Here is a 17,131-nt window from a genome sequence, read left to right as displayed (position 1 = left end):
AACCGGAGGCCGGGATCCGAGTCGGGTCCCGACCCGGATCCGAACCGACCCGTCTACGACCCCAATTCCTCGATCGTCTTCAAGATCCGCTTGTCCGACACCGGCTGCGGCGTGCCCAGGGACTGGGCGAAGTAGCTCACCCGCAGCTCCTCGATCTGCCACCGCACCGCCGCCACCTCGGCCGGAGTCGGCGCACCCTTGGCCTGACGGTCCATCAAATCCCGGTACGCAGCCTGGATCTGGTGGACCTTCAGCATGCGCTCGCGGTCCCGCACCGGGTCCGCCTCCAGGCGCTGCAAGCGGCGCTCCATCGCCTGGAGATAGCGGTGCACGTCCGGCAACCGCCGCCAACCCGCCTCGGCCACGAAGCCCTTGTGCACCAGCGCCGTGTACTGCGCCTTCAGGTCGGCCAGCGCGGGCGCCAGGGCCGGGCTCCGGGTCGTCTTCAGCCGCCCGGCGACGTTGTGCGACGCGCCCAGGATGCGCTCGACCTTGACCACCGTGTCCTCGGTCAGCCGAGGCAGTCCCGCCTTGACCCGATCGCGCAGCCGGACGAAGCCCGCCTCGTCCCACACCGGACCGCCCGCGTCCTGGATCAGCATGTCCGCCGCGCACGCGAGGATGTCCTCGAAGAGCGCGTCGATGCCCCCGTGCGGGTTGTGACTCAGCGTCAGCTTGGCCATGTTGGGCAGCCGCCCCTGGATCTGCTTGACCGGCGACTGCACGTTCAGCAGCACCAGGCGCCGCGTCCCGAGCCGCATCGCGCGCGACTGCTCCGGCTCGCTGTCGAACAGCCGGACCGCCGCCGACGCGCCCTCGTCGACCAGCGCCGGATACGCCTTGACCACCAGCGGCCCGCGCCGCTGCTCGACCACGCGCGGCAGTTCGCCGATGGTCCAGGAGGTCACGCCCGTGCGCTCGATGTCCAGCGTGCTCGCCGCCTCGGACACCGCGGCCCGCATCCGGTCGCGCAACGTGAGTTTGAGCGCCGCCAGGTCCTTGCCCTCGGCCAGCGTGCGCCGGTCGTCGTCGAGCACCCGGAACGTCATCCGCAGGTGTTCGGGCACCTTCGCCAGATCCCACGTCTCGCGCTTGACCGGCATGCCCGCCATCCGGCTCAGCTCGCGCTCCAGCACGTCCACCAACGACCCTCGGCGGGCCGGGATCCGGGCCAGGATCGACCGCGCGTAGTCCGGCGCCGGCACGAAGCCGCGGCGGATGCCCTTGGGCAGCGCGCGGATGTACGAGGTCACCAACTCCTCGCGCAGGCCCGGGATCTGCCAGTCGAAGCCGTCGCCGGTGAGCTGGTTGAGCACCGCGACCGGGATGTGCGCGGTGACCCCGTCCGCATTCGAGCCGGGCTCGAACTGGTAGGTCAGCTTGAGCTCCAGACCCTCCTCGACCCACGTGTTCGGGTAGTCCTCCTCGGTGATCCCGCCGGCCTTGGCGTTGATCAGCATGGACTTCTCGAAGCTCAGCAGGTCCGGTTCGCTCCGATGGGCCTTCTTCCACCACGCGTCGAAATGCCGTCCGGAGACCACGTCGGCGGGGATGCGCTCGTCGTAGAAGTCGAACAGGGTCTCGTCGTCGACCATGATGTCCCGGCGTCGGGCCCGGTGTTCGAGCTCCTCGACGTCGGCGAGCAGTCGCCGGTTGGCCGCGAAGAACTTGTGGTGCGTACGCCAGTCGCCCTCCACCAGCGCGTGCCGGATGAACAGTTCGCGGGACAGCTCCGGATCGACCTTGCCGTAGCCGACCTTGCGCGCGGCCACGATCGGCACCCCGTACAGCGTGACCTTCTCGTAGGCCATCACCGCGGCCATCTTCTGTTCCCAGTGCGGCTCGCTGTAGGTGCGCTTGATCAGGTGCCCGGCCAGCGGCTCGATCCACTCGGGCTCGATCCGCCCGGCGATCCGCGCCCACAGGCGGGACGTCTCGACGAGTTCGGCCGCCATCACCCACCGCGGCGGTTTCTTGAACAGCGCCGAGCCGGGGAAGACCGAGAACCTGGTGCCGCGCGCGCCGCCGTACTCGCGCTTGGCCGGGTCCATCAGGCCGATGTGCGAGAGCAGACCGGACAGGATCGCGGTGTGGATGTGCTGCGTGTTCGGCTCCTGCGGCTCGCCGGTCGCCTCGATCCCGAGCGACTTGGCGGCCGAGCGCAACTGGCTGTGCAGGTCCTGCCATTCGCGTATGCGCAGGTAGTGCAGGAACTCGCTCTTGCACAACTTGCGGAACCGGCTGGAGGACAGCTCGTCGCGCTGCTCCTTGATGTAGTTCCACAGGTTGAGGTACGCGAGGAAGTCGGACTCCTTGTCCGCGAACCGCGCGTGCAACTGGTCGGCGTGCTGCTGGTGTTCGACGGGTCGCTCGCGCGGGTCCTGGATGGACAGCGCGGACGCGATGATCAGCACCTCGCGGACCACGCCGTTGCGGTCCGCCTCCAGGATCATCCGGGCCAGTCGCGGGTCCACCGGGAGCTGGGACAGCTTGCGGCCGATCGGGGTCAGGCGCTTGCGTACGTCCGGCTCGTCCGGGTCCAGTGCGCCCAGTTCCTCCAGGAGCTGTACGCCGTCCTTGATGTTGCGCCGATCCGGCGGCTCCACGAACGGGAACGCGGCGATGTCGCCCAGGCCCAGCGCGGTCATCTGCAGGATGACCGAGGCCAGGTTGGTGCGCAGGATCTCCGGGTCGGTGAACTCGGGCCGCGACTCGAAGTCCTCCTGGGAGTACAGCCGGATGCAGATGCCGTCCGAGGTGCGCCCGCTGCGGCCCTTGCGCTGATTGGCGGATGCCTGCGAAACGGCCTCGATCGGCAGCCGCTGCACCTTCGTGCGCAGGCTGTACCGGGAAATGCGCGCGGTGCCCGGGTCGATCACGTACTTGATGCCCGGCACGGTCAGCGACGTCTCCGCGACGTTGGTCGCGAGCACGATCCGTCGTCCGGTGTGCTGCTGGAAGACCCGGTGCTGCTCCGCGGAGGACAGGCGCGCGTACAGCGGCAGTACCTCGGTGTTGCGCAACCGACGTTTGTTCAGTGCCTCGGCGGTGTCCCGGATCTCCCGCTCGCCGCTGAGGAAGACCAGGATGTCGCCGGACGCCTCGCCGAGCAGTTCGTCCACCGCGTCGCTGATCGCCTGCACCTGGTCACGATCGTCGGGTCGGCGCTTGGCTCCCGCCCCGTCGTCGTCCTCGTCCTCGTCGACCTCCGCGACGAGTGGGCGATAACGCACCTCGACCGGATAGGTACGGCCGGACACCTCGATGATCGGCGCGTCGTCGAAGTGTTGCGAGAAGCGCTCCGGGTCGATCGTGGCCGAGGTGATGATCACCTTGAGGTCGGGGCGACGCGGCAGCAACTGCTTGAGGTAGCCGAGCAGGAAGTCGATGTTGAGGCTGCGCTCGTGCGCCTCGTCGATGATCAGCGTGTCGTACTGCCGCAACAGCCGATCGTGTTGCACCTCGGCGAGCAGGATGCCGTCGGTCATCAACTTGACCAGCGTGTTGTCACTGGACTGGTCGTTGAAGCGAACCTTGTAGCCGACCACGTCACCGAGTTGTCCGCCCAACTCCTCGGCGATCCGGTCACCGACCGTGCGCGCGGCGATCCGACGCGGCTGGGTGTGCCCGATCAGGCCCTGGACACCGCGACCGAGTTCGAGGCAGATCTTGGGGATCTGAGTGGTCTTCCCGGAGCCGGTCTCGCCCGCGACGATGACGACCTGGTGGTCGCGGATCGCGGCCAGGATGTCGTCCTTCTTTTGAGCGACCGGCAGCGCCTCGGGATAGCCGATCGTGGGCACGGCGGCGCGCCGGTTCGCGACCCGCGTCTCGGCGGCGTCGAACGCGGCGATCAGGCTCTCGGTCTCGGCGACCTGCTGCGGGCCCTTGCGGTTCTTGCGGGTCCGGTCGAGGCGACGGCGCAGACGGTCCTGATCCCGAAGCATCAGGTGGGGCAGGCGCGCCTGGAGGTCGGCGAGCTGAGATGTGGCTACTGGCGTTCCCATTACGCGGTCCAGGATAAGTGGCACCCCCGGGGCGCAGGCCAGTGGATTACTCCCGATGGCGATCCCGGCGCCGAATCCTCCTGTCGCGTCACGCGCCGAGTCCTCGTGTCGTGGCGCTCACGGGTCCTGGTCCTCGTGCCGTGCCGCCCCTCGAATCATCCTGTCATGTCAATTGTTGAACGTAGAACTACTTGCTATCCTGGGTCCATGGACACCACCTCGCCCTCGCCCGGCGCGCAGCGCATGCCCGTCGTCTACCTCGGCCACGGCGCGCCGCCGCTCGCGGACGACGCGTTGTGGACCGGCCAGCTGGCCGCGTGGTCCGCCGACCTGCCCGGGCCCACCGCGATCCTGATGGTGTCCGCGCACTGGGAGGACGCCCCGATCGCACTCGGCGCGACCCGCACGATCCCGCTGGTGTACGACTTCGGCGGCTTTCCCGAGCACTACTACCGGGTCACCTATCCGGCACCCGGTGCTCCCGAGCTGGCGGCGCGGGTCCGGGCGCTGCTCGGGCCGGACGTGCGCGACGCGCCGGAGCGCGGCCTGGACCACGGCGCGTACGTACCGCTGGTCGAGATGTATCCGGACGCCGACGTGCCGGTGCTGCAGATGTCGCTGCCCACGCTCGACCCGGTCCGGCTCTACCAGGTCGGCCAACGGCTCGCGCCGCTGCGCGACGAGGGCGTGCTGATCGTGGGCAGCGGGTTCTTCACCCACAACCTGCGCGGACTCGACCCCCGGGCGGATGCGCCGGTGCCGGGGTGGTCGCGCGAGTTCGACCACTGGGGCGACGAGGCGTTCCGCGGCGGTGACGTGGACACGCTGCTCGACTTCACCCACAAGGCGCCCGCCGCGCGCCTGGCGCACCCCCGGACCGAGCACCTGGCGCCGCTGTTCGTCTCGCTCGGCGCGGGTCACGAGGATTTGGACCGGCTGAACCAGGTCATCGACGGCTTCTGGTTCGGACTCTCCAAGCGGTCCATCCAACTGGGGTGAAGTGAGCCGATGTCGTAAATGAACGGAACCGCGCCACGGCGCGCCACCGGAGCCGTAACGTAGCCGTATGGCTGCCGGAACCCTGCCGCAGAGCTGCGTGGGAGTCGGCTGCATGCTCGTGCGCGAGCACCTGAACACCGAACAGCACTTCTGGGACGCGAGGTTCTTCCCGTCCGGCGGTGTGCGGGAGGACAGCGGACTGCTCGTCGCGCTGCTGATGGCATCGGCCCTGTACCGGGTCGCGCGCGGCATGGGCATGGCGGACACCGACCCGGACGCGGTCATGCGCGTGCCCGTGGTGCCCGCGTACGCGCTGCTGCGCACCGACCACGACGCGATCGAGGCGGCCCGGACCTTCACGAATCCGGCCGAACTCGACGAGTTCCACACCCGCCTGACCCGACTGTGCCCGGGCCGCGACGCCGTCTGGCCCTCGGTCCGCTGGACCGCCGAGGACCTGCTTTTGGTCTACGCCCACGCAGCGGCGACCCACCGCGTGCTCCCCACCCTGGACCCCACTCGGGCCCTGGCCGACATCGACCCGGGCCTGACCGTGGCGGGACTGTGGGAGGAGTGAGGCCCGCATCGCGAGGTGGTGAGCGGCGGCGCCGGGCGCGGGTGAGCCGTGCGTGGTCGCCGGCGGCGTGCGTTGCCGCCGCTCGCCGGGTGCGGATACGCCGACGCCCCGGTTCCGCGCGGGGCCGGGGCGTCGGCGGGCTCGCGCTCAGGTCTCGTCGGTGGGGGTCAGATCGCCTTCGTAGTGGACGATCGTCGGGGGGACCGCGAAGAACTCGCCGACGATGGCTCGCCACTGGGGGAACAGGTCGGATTCGCGGAAGCCGACCGTGTGGGCCTCCAGGGTCTCCCAGCCGATCAGCAGCAGGTACGACGTGGGCGACTCGATCTGACGGATCAGGCGCGCCCAGCGGAAGCCGGCGGACTTGGCGACGACCTCGCGGCCGCGCAGGAACGCGGCCTCGAATTCGGCCTCGCGGCCCTGCGTGACGGTGATGTCCGCGTGTTCGATGATCATGGCAGGCTCCGTGCTTCCTCGGATCGGGTCAAGGCGACACGAGGATCATGGCGAACCGCCCCGGCGCGGAGTGCGCCGGGGCGGTTCGCCACGCCGACGACGAGCGTCGGCCGATCGGCGTCAGCTGAACCAGTGCCGCTTCTTACGGGTGATCTGGTAGCCCAGGATGCCGAACACCACCGCGACGAAGGTCGCCATCGCGGTCCAGAACCACCGTGCGTTCGGCCCGTCCATCCAGTCCCACTGGTACCAGTGGTCCTCTTCCTGGTCCCAGGCCACCGACCGGGTGTCCGCGGTCTGCCCGCTCTTGAGCACCGAGCCGGCCTTGGTGATCGGCACCAGCGGGTCGGCCAGTTTGCGGTCCGAGGTCGGCACCTGGTCGTCGCCGTCCTTGGTGTCCACCCGTACGGTGACCTTGGTCGCGGCGCCCGCGTCCAGGTCGGGCACGTTTATCGCGGCGATCCGGACGAAGTACATCCCGGGCAGCGGGTCGGTGGACCACGGCTCGGCCCAGTCGCGAACGGTGCGCGGCGTGCAGGTCAGGCCGATCCTGGTGTCGCTCTTCTGCGCCGTGGCGACCTGCTTGCCCTCGACGCACGGCTGACGCCGGCGCAGGCCGTCGTAGATCTCGATCCGGTAGGTCACCGGGCCGGTGCGCGCGTTGCCGGAGGCCAGCTCCAGATCCACCTTGGCGTGGATCTCCTTGCCCGCCTTGGCCGGGAACTGCCAGTACAGATACTCGCCCTGGGACGCCGACCAGCGCGCCTCCTTGCCCAACTCGAGCGTGCCCGCGCCCAGGAACGAGGTGCCCGGCGCCGCGTCCTGCTCGGCCATCGCCGGCGCCGCGAACAGCGTCACGCCCACGAACGCCGCGGCGACCGCCGCCAACGCCCGCTTGATTCCACCGATCGCGTTCGTCATGACATCGCCTTTCCGAGAGCCTTGAACGCGCGGCGCAGCCAGCCGGCCAACAGACCGGCAATCAGGCCGAATCCGGCGAGTACCCCCAGGAACACCCAACCCCGACCCAGCCCGTGCACGTTCGCGGCCTTGCTGTCGGTGGCCTTGACCAGGTCCACCGTCAACTCCAGCGGCAGACCCGGCTTGGTGGCCACGTTCGGCTGCGCGGCGAACGCGTTGGTGACGACCAGACAGATCGTCCTGGTCTTCGCGTGGTCGCTGTCGGTCTTGTACGGGTAGCGCAGACCGGCGGACTGCACGTCGGTACGGCCGTTGCCGGCGCCCGCGTTGCCGACCAGTTCGCGGCCGTCCTCGCTGAACGCGGTGACCGTCACGTCGTAATCGCGCGCCACCTTGCGGTCCGAGCCGACCGTCGCGGTGGCCCGCAGCTCCTGGTTCGGCTTGAGCGGGACCTTGTACCAGAGGTGCTGGCCGAACTCCTCGCGGTCGCTGTACACGCCGGGCGCGAGCAACGGGGCGTCCTGGCAGCCGTTCGGGCTGCCCTTGACGGCCGCGGGTGTCTCGTCCGCCTCGCGCACCGCGCGCTTGACGATCTGCTGGACCTTCTGCGACAGCTCGTCCGCGTTCAGCACCGAGGTGTACGTGCCGCCGGTGGCCTCGGCGATGCAGGAGAGCTGACGACGGGTGTTCTCGTCCGGGACCAGGCCCAGCGTGTCCACGATCAGGTTGAGCCCGGACGCGGCCAACTCGCGTGCCACGTCGCACGGGTCGGGCGGCGCACAGGTCTCCTCGCCGTCGGTGATCAGCACGATCCGGCGGCTCCCGGCTCCCGTGCCGAGGTCCTTGGCGGCCTCGCGCAACGACAGTGCGATCGGAGTCCAGCCGGTCGGCGCCAACTTGGCGATCTCGTTCTTGATCACGACCTTGTTGGGCCTGCCGACCGGGGCCAGTTGCTGGGTGTCCACGCAACCCTTGGCCTTGTCGTTGCCCGGGTAGGTGGCACCCAGCACCCGGACGCCGAAGTCGGCCGGTTCCGGAACGCTGTCCACGACCTCGTTGAAGGCCTTCTTCGCGGCGTCCATGCGGGTCATTCCGCCGGCGTCGTTGGCCTTCATCGAACCGCTCACGTCGAGGACCAGCTCGACTTTCGGCGGTGGCCCGGTCGGATTCGTCTCGTCGGCCATCGCGGACGGTGCGGAACCGCCCACGACAGCCAAGGTCGTCAGCAGGCCGATCAAGCCGGCCCCGACCTTTCGCATCTTGATCGTCACGGGGGAGGATCCTACGGATCAAATCGGCCCGCCGTTTGCCGCACGCCGTAGGTGGATTGACAGCCCGTCAGACGGTTGGTGACGATTCGTCGGAAACATTCCCCGTCGGTTTGGTCAGGTCGTACAGGGTCACCCCGCCCACCGTGCTCGTGGTGAACGTCCGCTCGACCCAGGTCGCGATGGCCTGCGACGCGTTGCTGCCGCCCATGCTGCGCATTCCGCCGCCGCCCATGCCGCCGCCGGTCCCGCCGCCGATGAAGTAGTGGATGCGACCATCCCTGACCAACTTTTGGAACTCGGCCAGGGTCGGCGAGGGGTCGCTGCCGTTGAAGCCGCCGATCGGCATGACCGGTTTTCCGGTGGCGAGTTGGTAGCCCGAAGCGCTGTTGGAGCCGACCGAGGCGGCCACCCAGGTATAGGAGTCGCTGTCCTGCTTCAGCGCGGCGACCACCTCCTTGCCGGGCGTACTGCCGTTGAGCAGTCCGCCCATTCCGCCCGCCCCGCCGCCACCCTGGCGTGGCGTCGTCCCCGGCGGCACCGCGCCGTTGCCCGGGGCGGTCCGCCGCCCGGGTGGGTTGCCGGTGCCGTCGGGAGCCTGCCCGTTCTGCCCCGGAGTCCCGGGGAACCCCTGCGTCCCCTGGCCCGGTCGGCCGCCCGGAATCTGTCCCGGCGGAACTCCCTGGAACCCGCGCGGCCCGCCCGCGAAGCCCCCGGGTCCGCCCGGCCCGCCACGCCCGAAGCCCATGCCCGCCGGCCCCGCGCTCGGGATCGAGCCGCCCTTCGCGGTGGCGACGGTGTCCCACGTGTACGCGGCCGGCCCGGCCAGCAGCGCGGCCGCCGAGACCGCGGCAGCCACCGGCGCGAGCCCGCGCAGCGCGACGAAGGCGGCGCCGAACACGGCCAGGGCGCCCACGATTCCGCCGACGAGTACGACGTGGCGCAGCCACGGATGCCAGTCCGGCGTCCGGTCGAGCAGGTGGTACGACCACCACGCGCCGGCCGCGATCGTCAGTGCCGCGACCGCCGCCGCACGTGGTACCCGGCGCCGTTCCCACAGCAGCGCGGCACCCATTGCCACCACCGCGGCGATCGCCGGCGCCAACGCGACGTTGTAGTAAGCGTGGAAGATGCCCGCCATGTAACTGAAGACCAGCCCCGTGGTGAGCAGCCAGCCGCCCCACAGCACGATCGCCGCCCGGGCGGGATCGGTCCGCGGCGCGCGTCGGGTCAGCCACAGGCCCACCGCGAGCAGGATCAGCGCGGCGGGCAACAACCAGGAGATCTGGCCGCCCATCTCGGCGTTGAAGAGCCGATCCCACCCGGTGGCGCCCCAGTTGCCGCCACCACCGCGCGGGCCGCCGCCCCCGCCGCCCACGCTGCCGGTCTCGTTGCCGTTCAGCCGGCCGAGTCCGTTGTAACCCAGCGTCAGTTCGAGGATCGAGTTGTGCTGCGAGCCGCCGATGTAGGGGCGGGAGGATTCCGGCCACAATTCGACGATCGCGATCCACCAGCCGCCGGCGATCAGCAAGGCCAGCCCGGACCAGAGCAGTTGCCGCACCCGCCGCCAGAAGCCGACCGGCGCGCACACCAGGTACACCAGCGCGAAGGCGGGCACGATCAGGAACGCCTGGAGCATCTTGGCCAGGAACCCGAAGCCCACGCACGCACCGGCCAGCACCAACCACCGGGTGCTCGCGCTCTCCTGGGCCCGCAGTACCGCGTACGCGGCGACGGTGAGCAGCAGTACCAGCAGCGCGTCCGGATTGTTGAACCGGAACATCAGCGCCGCGACCGGGGTCAGGGCCAGTATCGCGCCGGCCGACAGCGCGGCCCAGGCCGGGAATCGGCGCCGCACGGCCAGGTAGAGCACACCGACCGTGGCGACGCCCTCCAGGGCCTGCGGGACCAGGATGCTCCACGCGTTGACGCCGAAAACGCGGGCCGACAGGCCCATCACCCACAACGACGCCGGGGTCTTGTCGACAGTGATCGAGTTGCCCGCGTCCGAGGACCCGAAGAAGAACGCCTTCCAACTCTCCGTCCCGGCCTGAACGGCGGCCGAGTAGAACGAGTTGGCCCACCCCGAGGCGCCCAGGCCCCAGATGTACAACAGGGCGGTCCCGACCAGCAGCACGAGCAACGCGGGCCGCACCCAGGGCGCGTCCGCCTCACGGCCGCGAACCAGGCGGGCGAACCAGGGTTTTTCGATCCCGGCGCCGCTCTCGGGAATCGGCATGGGCAGTGGAGCCACTACGGCGGTCATACGTCCTCACCTGCCGGACCGGAAGAACCGGCCGAGTCGGTTGAATGGGGCACGTCGATGGAGGCGACCGGCATCGCCGAAGCGGCCGATCTCCTCGCTGCGTCGGACGTGATCGAAGTCACCGAAGCGATCCGATCACCCGGGCCTGTCGCGATCGCGGAATCCGGCCGACCACCCGGATCCGCGGGTTTCGCCGAATTGTTCCGAGCGGCCGGATCACGCCGACTGGTCGAATACCCCGAGTGCGCGGCTCCCGCCGCGCGAAAGACCCACACCCGCAGCAGCAGGAACCGCACGATCGTGGCCACCGTCCCCGCGCCGACCAGCGCGCCCAGTTCGACCGCGCGCGAGGGATGCGCGACGACGGCGTGCAGGCCGGCCAGCGTCGCGCTGCTCAACGCGAGGCCGACGACGAAGGCCAGGCCGCCCTGGGCCTGATGGCGCCACACCCCGGCGCGCCCGCGTACCCCGAAGGTGAACCGTCGGTTGGCCGCGGTGTTCGCGATCGTGGTCATCGTCAGGGCCAGCGCGTTCGCCGCCAACGCGCCCATGTCGCCGCGCAGCAGGACGTACAGCAGCAGGTGGGCCAGCGTGCTCACCAGCCCGATCAACGCGAAGCGCGGGAGTTGCGCCCGCATCGCCGGCGGCAACCGCGCCTCGCGCACCCGAGGCGGGACCGAGACCCGGAACGTGCCCGCCGCGATCCGTCGGGCCACCCGCGCCATCCCGCGCAGATCATCCAACGCGGTGTGCAGCACGTCGACCCGGCTGTCCGGATCGTCGACCCAGTCCACCGGGACCTCGTGGATGCGCAGCCCGTTGCGCTCGGCGAGCAACAGCAGTTCGGTGTCGAAGAACCACTCCTCGTCGTGGACGTGCGGCAGCAGCGCCTGGGCGACCACCGTGCGGGCGGCTTTGAAGCCGCATTGCGCGTCCGAGAAGTGCGCCGCGAAGAACCCACGCAGCAGCAGGTTGTAGGACCGCGACACAACCTCGCGGCGCGGCCCGCGGACCACCGCCGACGAACGGGCCAGCCGGGTGCCGATGGCGAGATCGCTGTGGCCGCTGACCAGCGGCGCGACCAGTGGCAGGAAGGCGTCCAGGTCGGTGGACAGGTCGACGTCCATGTATGCGACCACGTCCGCGTCGGACTCGGTCCACACCTTGCGCAGCGCCCGGCCGCGACCCTTGCGGTCCAGGTGCACCGCGCGTACGTGCGGCAGTTCGCGCGCAAGCTCGCGGGCCACCTGCCAAGTCGCGTCGGTGCTGGCGTTGTCCGCGATGACGATGCGGAAGGCGTACGGGAATCCGCCGAGCAGATAGGCGTGCAGGCGGCGCACGCTCGCGGCCAGGACGTGCGCCTCGTTGTACACGGGCACCACCACGTCCACGATCCGCGTGCGAATCGGTGTCGTCAGGCTCATGCCGTGACGTTGTCGAGAGGGCCTGGGAGCCGTCTGAGGTGTTTCTTAAGGTGGGATGAGAATCGTCGTGGCGGCCGGAAACCGGGGTGCCGCCGGCATGTGGCCGAGTGGGGGCTGGCGCGAGACGGTCGTGGGATGCGAATCTCGCGTTTCGAGACGCCTGTGCCGCCGATCGCAAGACCGGCACAGCGGGACACAGCGATCCGGAGGTCGGATGAACACCTCGGCGGGTAGGTCAGTGGGCGCGGACTCCGCGCAACCGTTCGTGGAGGCCCTCGAGATCGCGGCCGGCGGATGGGTCTTCAACGCCCGAGTGGCCGGTCCGACGGCCGGCCGCCCGGTGTTGTTCCTGCACGGGTTTCCGCAGATGTCCGCGTCCTGGACGGCGCAACTCCTGGGCCTGGCCCGGGCCGGCTACCGGGCGATCGCGTTCGACCAGCGCGGCTACTCGCCGGGTGCCCGGCCGCCCCAGGAATCGGCGTACGGGCGTGACGAGTTGGTGGGCGATGTGATCGCCGTACTGGATGCCCTCGGCCTGACCCGAGTGGACCTGGTCGGACACGACTGGGGTGGCGCGCTCGCATGGCAGCTCGCGGGCCTGCGCCCGGAGCGGTTGCGCACACTGACCGTGGTGTCCACGCCGCACCCGGTCGCGCTCACCTCGGCGGTTCGTGACGACGCCACCGGCCAGCGCGAACAGTCCTCGTACATCCGGCTGTTCCGCACCCGCGGGGTGGCCGAGGAGCAGCTCTTGGCGGACGACGCGGCCTACCTGCGCTCGGCGTTCGCCACGCTGCCGGCCGAGGTCACCGAACGCTACCTCGGAGTTCTGCGCGAACCGGGCGCGCTCACCGGGGCGTTGAACTGGTACCGGGCGATCGACCCGAAGGTGTTGCGCGACATCGGCGACATCGACGTCCCGACCCTGTACGTCTGGAGCGACCGGGACGCGGCCTTCGGTCGCGCCGCCGCCGAGGCAACCGGTGCCTCGGTCACCGGCCCGTACCGCTTCGAGGTACTCGCCGGCGTCGACCACTGGGTTCCGGAGAACGGCGCGGAAGCCTTGACCGCCCTGCTGCTGGAGCACTTGGCGGCCTTCGCACAGGAGTGACGCGCGCTCCGCCGAGGGTGTGCCCGCCCGCCGGCGCGGCCCGGCGAGCGGGCGCCTCCGGCTGTGACCCGTGATCCGCCGACGTTTCCGTCGGGTGCGTCCGCCGCCCGGGATCGCGGTCTCCCGCGTGGTCCGTGGTGCCTTCAACGCGCCCGAACCTCCGGTCCATTGCTATGAATGAGTTCGGCGAGATCGTTGCATTAAAGCCAGAGCCATAGCAACGATATCCAGGCATTGACCTGCGTGTATGTATGGTGTGTGCAACATGTGCGTTGCCAGATCCATAAACGCAACGTAGCGTTTGCGTCGTTGTAAACGGCAGGTCGTCAAAGGAGCGCACGATGCAGAAGTTCGACACCCCCACCCCGGTTTCGGCCGTCCTCGACGTCCCCGCGGGACGCGTCCTGTTCATCGCCGCCGACCGGGCCGACACCACGGTCGAGGTCCTGCCCGCGGACGCCTCGAAGGGCCGCGACGTGAAGGCGGCGGAGCAGACCACGGTCGAATACGGCGACGGCGTCCTGCGGATCGCGGCCCCACCGGCGCAGAGCCGGATCCTCGGCGGCTTCGGATCCGTCGAGGTGACCGTGCAACTGCCCGCCGGCTCCCGCATCGAAGCGAAGGCGGCCGCCGCCGAGTTTCGGGGCGTCGGACGGTTCGGCGACGTCACCTTCGAGGGCGCGCAGGGCTCGGTCAAGATCGACGAGGTCGCGAGCGCCCGCCTCACCGTTCTCGCCGGCGACGTCTCGGTCGACCGTCTGGGCGGCCCCGCGGAAATCAGTGTGCAAAAGGGCGACATCCACATCGCCGAGGCCGTGCGCGGCACGGTCGTGCTGCGCACCGAGGCCGGCGAGGTCTCGGTCGGCGCCGCCCGCGGGGTCTCCGCCTCCCTGGACGCCGGCACCACCTACGGCCGGATCCACAACGCGCTCGCGAACACCGAGGGCGCCGCCGCCGGCCTGAACATCCACGCGACCACCGCCTACGGGGACATCACCGCCCGCAGCCTCTGAGGCGTACCTGTCGCCGATCACGACCGATTCCGGGCCGGGGGTGTCGGCGGCGTGGCGTTCACTTCGGACATGGACACCGACGGGCAGCGCAGGCAGGGGCCGTTCTGGGATGTGGTGGAGGGGCGGATCGCGCCGCCGCCTGCCGCGTTGTTGCTCGGGTGGGAGCTGATCGACGTCGATCCGGAGCGGGGCACCATCGAGGTGGCGTTCGCGGCCGACGAGCGGTTCGTCAATCCCGTCGGGGTGATTCAGGGCGGGTTCCTGGCCGCGATGCTCGACGACACCCTGGGGCCGGCGCTGGTGGCCACGTTGCCGGCGGACCGGTTCGCGCCGACGCTGGATCTGCATGTGCAGTTCCTGCGGCCCGCGCGTCCTGGCCGGCTGCTGGGGCGGGGGCGGGTCGTGCAGCGGGGCAGGGAGGTGTGTTTCCTGGCCGGGGAACTCGTCCGACCCGACGGCACGCTCGTCGCCGTGGCGACCGCGACCGCCCGCATCCGGGTGGTTCGTTAGCGGCGGCACGCGGTGGGCCGGAGCGCTCGGCGACGGCGGTCGGCGTGGTGCGCCCGGCCTGCCCCGGTTGCCCGCCGACCGTGGCCGGGCGCGGCCTGCGGCCGATGCGCGCCTACCCCGTCGTTCCCGGCAGCCGGATCCTGGCGATCGTGCCGGGCCCGTCGGCGGCCGGTTCCAGGGCCACCGTGCCGCCCGCGTCGGCGACCGTGCGGGCCACGATGGCCAGGCCGAGGCCGGAGCCGGGGAGGCCGCGGGCGGCGGGCGCGCGCCAGAAGCGTTCGAAGACGTACGGGACGTCGTCGGCGGCGATGCCGGGCCCGTGGTCGCGCACGGTGAGTTCGCCGTCGTGGAGCCGCACCCGGACTGTCGCCTCGGCGCCGGAACCGCCGAACTTGAGTGCGTTGTCCAGCAGGTTGACCACCGCCCGCTCCAACGCCGCGGGTTCGCCACGCACGTACCAGGGTTCGAGCTCCACCTGGATCCGCGCGTCCGGCGCACGCAACTCGGCGCGCCGCACCGCGCGTTCGATCGCGGTGTGCAGCCCGGCGCTCGTGCTCGGCGGGGTGCTGGGCGCCTGCTCCGGGCGCGCAAGCAAGAGCAGGTCGCCCACCAGGTCGGAGAGTTCGACCAGCTGCGCCTTGACGTTGCGCAGCAGGCGCTCCTTGTCGGCAGGCGGGATCGGCCGCCCGGTCTGCTCGCTGCGCAACAACAGGTCGGTATTGGTGCGCAACGACGTCAGCGGTGTGCGCAGTTCGTGTCCCGCGTCGGCGATCAACCGTTGCTGGCGCAGCCGGGACGCCTGGAGCGAGGCGGTCATCGCGTTGAACGAGCGGCCCAGGCGCGCGATCTCGTCCTTGCCCGCGATCGGGATCACGGTGTCCAGATCCTCGGTACGGGCCACGTGCTCGGCTGCCTCGGTGAGCCGATCGACCGGCCGGAGCGCGGCCCGCGCCACCAACAGGCCCAGCGTCGCGGCGCCCACGATGCCGATCGCGCTGACCACCGCCAGCCACAGGGCGAGGCTGTCCAGCGAACTCTCGATCTCGCCGAGCGGTCGGGAAACCGACACCGCCGTGTCCCGGCTCACGTGTTGCGTCATCACCCGGACGTGCCTGCCGTCCTTGGTCGTCGCGTCGTGGAAGACCACCTTCGTGTCGTCCACCGCGTTCGCCGCCGCGATCACCTTGTCCGCCGTGCTCACCGGCACCGGGGAGACCGGGTCGGTCGTGGTGCCCAACTGCGTGCACGACCACCCGTCGGCCCTGATCACCTGGTAGGTCAACAGGCCGCGCTGGAACGGCGGTGCGGGTCGGCCGCAGATGTCGGCGATGGTCGCGCTGGGCCCGCCGCGCGGGTTCAGGAACGGCGTCCCGGTGGTGGCCAGGGTCCGGTCCATCTGCTCGCGCAGCTGGTTGCGCGTCAATACCCAGCACGTCACCGCGGCCGCCGCGACGGCGAGTGCGACGGCGAGCGCGGTGAGCAGCGCCAGGCGGGCGCGCAGCGGCAGGTGACGATGCATCAGGCCGGCGTCTCCACCGCACGCAGTACGTAGCCGACGCCGCGCACGGTGTGTACCAGTCGGGGCAGCCCGCCCGCCTCGGTCTTGCGGCGCAGGTACATCACGTAGACGTCGAGCGAGTTGGACGCGGGTTCGAAGTCGAACCCCCAGACGTTGCGCAGGATCTGTTCCCGGGTCAGCACCTGGCGCGGGTGGGTGAGCAACAGCTCCAACAGGGTGTACTCCGTTCGGGTCAAGTCGATCGCCCGGCCGGCCCGGGTGACCTCGCGCGAGGCGGTGTCCATCCGCAGGTCGGCGAACGTGAGCGCGTCGTCCGCCGCCTCGCCGGCGCCGGACATCGCGCTGCGTCGCAGCAGTGCCCGCACCCGGGCCAGCAGTTCGTCCAGTTCGAACGGCTTCACGAGATAGTCGTCCGCGCCCGCGTCGAGCCCGGTCACCCGGTCGCCGACCGCGTCCCGGGCGGTGAGCATCAGCACCGGAAGCGTGTCGCCGCGGGCGCGTAGTCGCCGGCACGCGGTGAGGCCGTCCATCCGCGGCATCAGCACGTCCAACAGGACCAGATCCGGCTCGCCCCCGGCGATCGCGGTGAGCGCGGCCACGCCCTCGTCGGCGAGGGTGACCCGGTAGCCCTCGAAGCGCAGGCTGGTTTCGAGCGCCTCGCGTACGGCGGGTTCGTCGTCGACGACGAGGATGTGCGGCGGCGTTCCGGTGTCGGCGGCGGGCGTCATGGCGACTCCTTCATTCGGCGGACTCGGGGGACCGTTACTGCGGGTGGCCCCACGGTCGCACGCGGACACCCTCCGTGTGGATTCGGCACAAAAGCGTGTCGTCTCAATGTGCGCGCTCGACATGAAAGGAACATGAAAGCGACGCGGTTCGATCGCAGGTGACCCGCTCATGTGAGGATCTAGGGCGTGTCTTCGGTCCCGCGTCGGGCTCCGCGGCGTCCGGTGCCGGGCGTCGTGGTACTCGGCGCGGGATCCGAGACAGGCCCCAGGGCCACGGCACCAGTATCGCGACGGGCAACCACTGCCGGTCACGGTGCCGGGCCCGCGCGGCA

General features: G+C 70.6%; 13 protein-coding genes. 5 read left to right on the top strand and 8 right to left on the bottom strand.

Annotated elements, in window-relative coordinates; genetic code table 11:
• Positions 1-53: 53 nt before the first annotated feature.
• A complete protein-coding gene (gene hrpA / locus A3IC_RS0137315; RefSeq protein ID WP_026219185.1) occupies positions 54-4,007 on the bottom strand; it encodes an ATP-dependent RNA helicase HrpA in 3,954 nt (1,317 codons plus the stop codon).
• A 207-nt stretch (positions 4,008-4,214) separates the two neighbouring features.
• On the opposite strand from hrpA, the gene A3IC_RS0137310 reads away from it, so the two are divergent.
• Together A3IC_RS0137310 and A3IC_RS0137305 are read left to right on the top strand one after the other, a co-directional pair.
• Positions 4,215-5,006, top strand: coding sequence for a dioxygenase family protein (locus tag A3IC_RS0137310; protein ID WP_020555184.1), 792 nt, complete (start codon positions 4,215-4,217; stop codon positions 5,004-5,006).
• 67 nt (positions 5,007-5,073) lie between these two features.
• Positions 5,074-5,583, top strand: coding sequence for a hypothetical protein (locus tag A3IC_RS0137305; protein WP_158696239.1), 510 nt, complete (start codon positions 5,074-5,076; stop codon positions 5,581-5,583).
• Positions 5,584-5,730: 147 nt separating this feature from the next.
• Here A3IC_RS0137305 and A3IC_RS0137300 read toward each other — a convergent pair whose 3' ends face one another.
• From A3IC_RS0137300 to A3IC_RS0137275, 5 genes are all read right to left on the bottom strand, one after another.
• Positions 5,731-6,039 (bottom strand): antibiotic biosynthesis monooxygenase family protein, encoded by a 309-nt coding sequence (locus A3IC_RS0137300; protein ID WP_020555182.1) that lies wholly within the window; start codon positions 6,037-6,039, stop codon positions 5,731-5,733.
• Between the two features lie 120 nt (positions 6,040-6,159).
• Positions 6,160-6,960, bottom strand: a complete 801-nt coding sequence (locus A3IC_RS0137290; RefSeq protein ID WP_020555181.1) for a hypothetical protein — start codon at positions 6,958-6,960, stop codon at positions 6,160-6,162.
• Complete coding sequence (locus tag A3IC_RS0137285; protein WP_020555180.1) at positions 6,957-8,231, bottom strand: VWA domain-containing protein; 1,275 nt, start codon at positions 8,229-8,231, stop codon at positions 6,957-6,959. The genes A3IC_RS0137290 and A3IC_RS0137285 overlap by 4 nt, the downstream gene beginning before the upstream one ends.
• 67 nt (positions 8,232-8,298) lie before the next feature.
• Positions 8,299-10,494 carry an ArnT family glycosyltransferase gene (locus A3IC_RS0137280; RefSeq protein ID WP_106669121.1) on the bottom strand — a complete coding sequence of 732 codons (2,196 nt, stop codon included), beginning with the start codon at positions 10,492-10,494 and terminating at the stop codon, positions 8,299-8,301.
• Positions 10,491-11,918 carry a bifunctional glycosyltransferase family 2/GtrA family protein gene (locus A3IC_RS0137275; protein ID WP_020555178.1) on the bottom strand — a complete coding sequence of 476 codons (1,428 nt, stop codon included), beginning with the start codon at positions 11,916-11,918 and terminating at the stop codon, positions 10,491-10,493. Before A3IC_RS0137275 ends, A3IC_RS0137280 begins: the two co-directional genes overlap by 4 nt.
• A gap of 238 nt (positions 11,919-12,156) precedes the next feature.
• Between A3IC_RS0137275 and A3IC_RS0137270 the strand changes: the two genes are divergently transcribed.
• The 3 genes from A3IC_RS0137270 to A3IC_RS0137260 all read left to right on the top strand — a co-directional run bounded on the left by A3IC_RS0137270 (position 12,157) and on the right by A3IC_RS0137260 (position 14,552).
• Positions 12,157-13,029, top strand: coding sequence for an alpha/beta fold hydrolase (locus A3IC_RS0137270; protein ID WP_020555177.1), 873 nt, complete (start codon positions 12,157-12,159; stop codon positions 13,027-13,029).
• Positions 13,030-13,370: 341 nt separating this feature from the next.
• The gene (locus A3IC_RS0137265; RefSeq protein ID WP_020555176.1) at positions 13,371-14,042 is read left to right on the top strand and encodes a DUF4097 family beta strand repeat-containing protein; all 672 of its coding nucleotides are present in this window, start codon (positions 13,371-13,373) and stop codon (positions 14,040-14,042) included.
• Positions 14,043-14,093: 51 nt separating this feature from the next.
• Complete coding sequence (locus A3IC_RS0137260; protein ID WP_020555175.1) at positions 14,094-14,552, top strand: PaaI family thioesterase; 459 nt, start codon at positions 14,094-14,096, stop codon at positions 14,550-14,552.
• 112 nt (positions 14,553-14,664) lie between these two features.
• On the opposite strand, the gene A3IC_RS0137255 is transcribed toward A3IC_RS0137260, so the two are convergent.
• Positions 14,665-16,071: a sensor histidine kinase gene (locus A3IC_RS0137255; RefSeq protein WP_020555174.1), complete on the bottom strand. Its 1,407-nt coding sequence runs from the start codon at positions 16,069-16,071 to the stop codon at positions 14,665-14,667.
• Positions 16,071-16,799 carry a response regulator transcription factor gene (locus tag A3IC_RS0137250; RefSeq protein ID WP_020555173.1) on the bottom strand — a complete coding sequence of 243 codons (729 nt, stop codon included), beginning with the start codon at positions 16,797-16,799 and terminating at the stop codon, positions 16,071-16,073. The genes A3IC_RS0137255 and A3IC_RS0137250 overlap by 1 nt, the downstream gene beginning before the upstream one ends.
• Between the last annotated feature and the right edge of the window lie 332 nt (positions 16,800-17,131).

Origin of the sequence: Embleya scabrispora DSM 41855 (assembly GCF_000372745.1) — a bacterium.
Classification (GTDB): Bacteria; Actinomycetota; Actinomycetes; order Streptomycetales; family Streptomycetaceae; genus Embleya; species Embleya scabrispora.
This window is presented reverse-complemented; position numbering and strand designations above follow the sequence as displayed.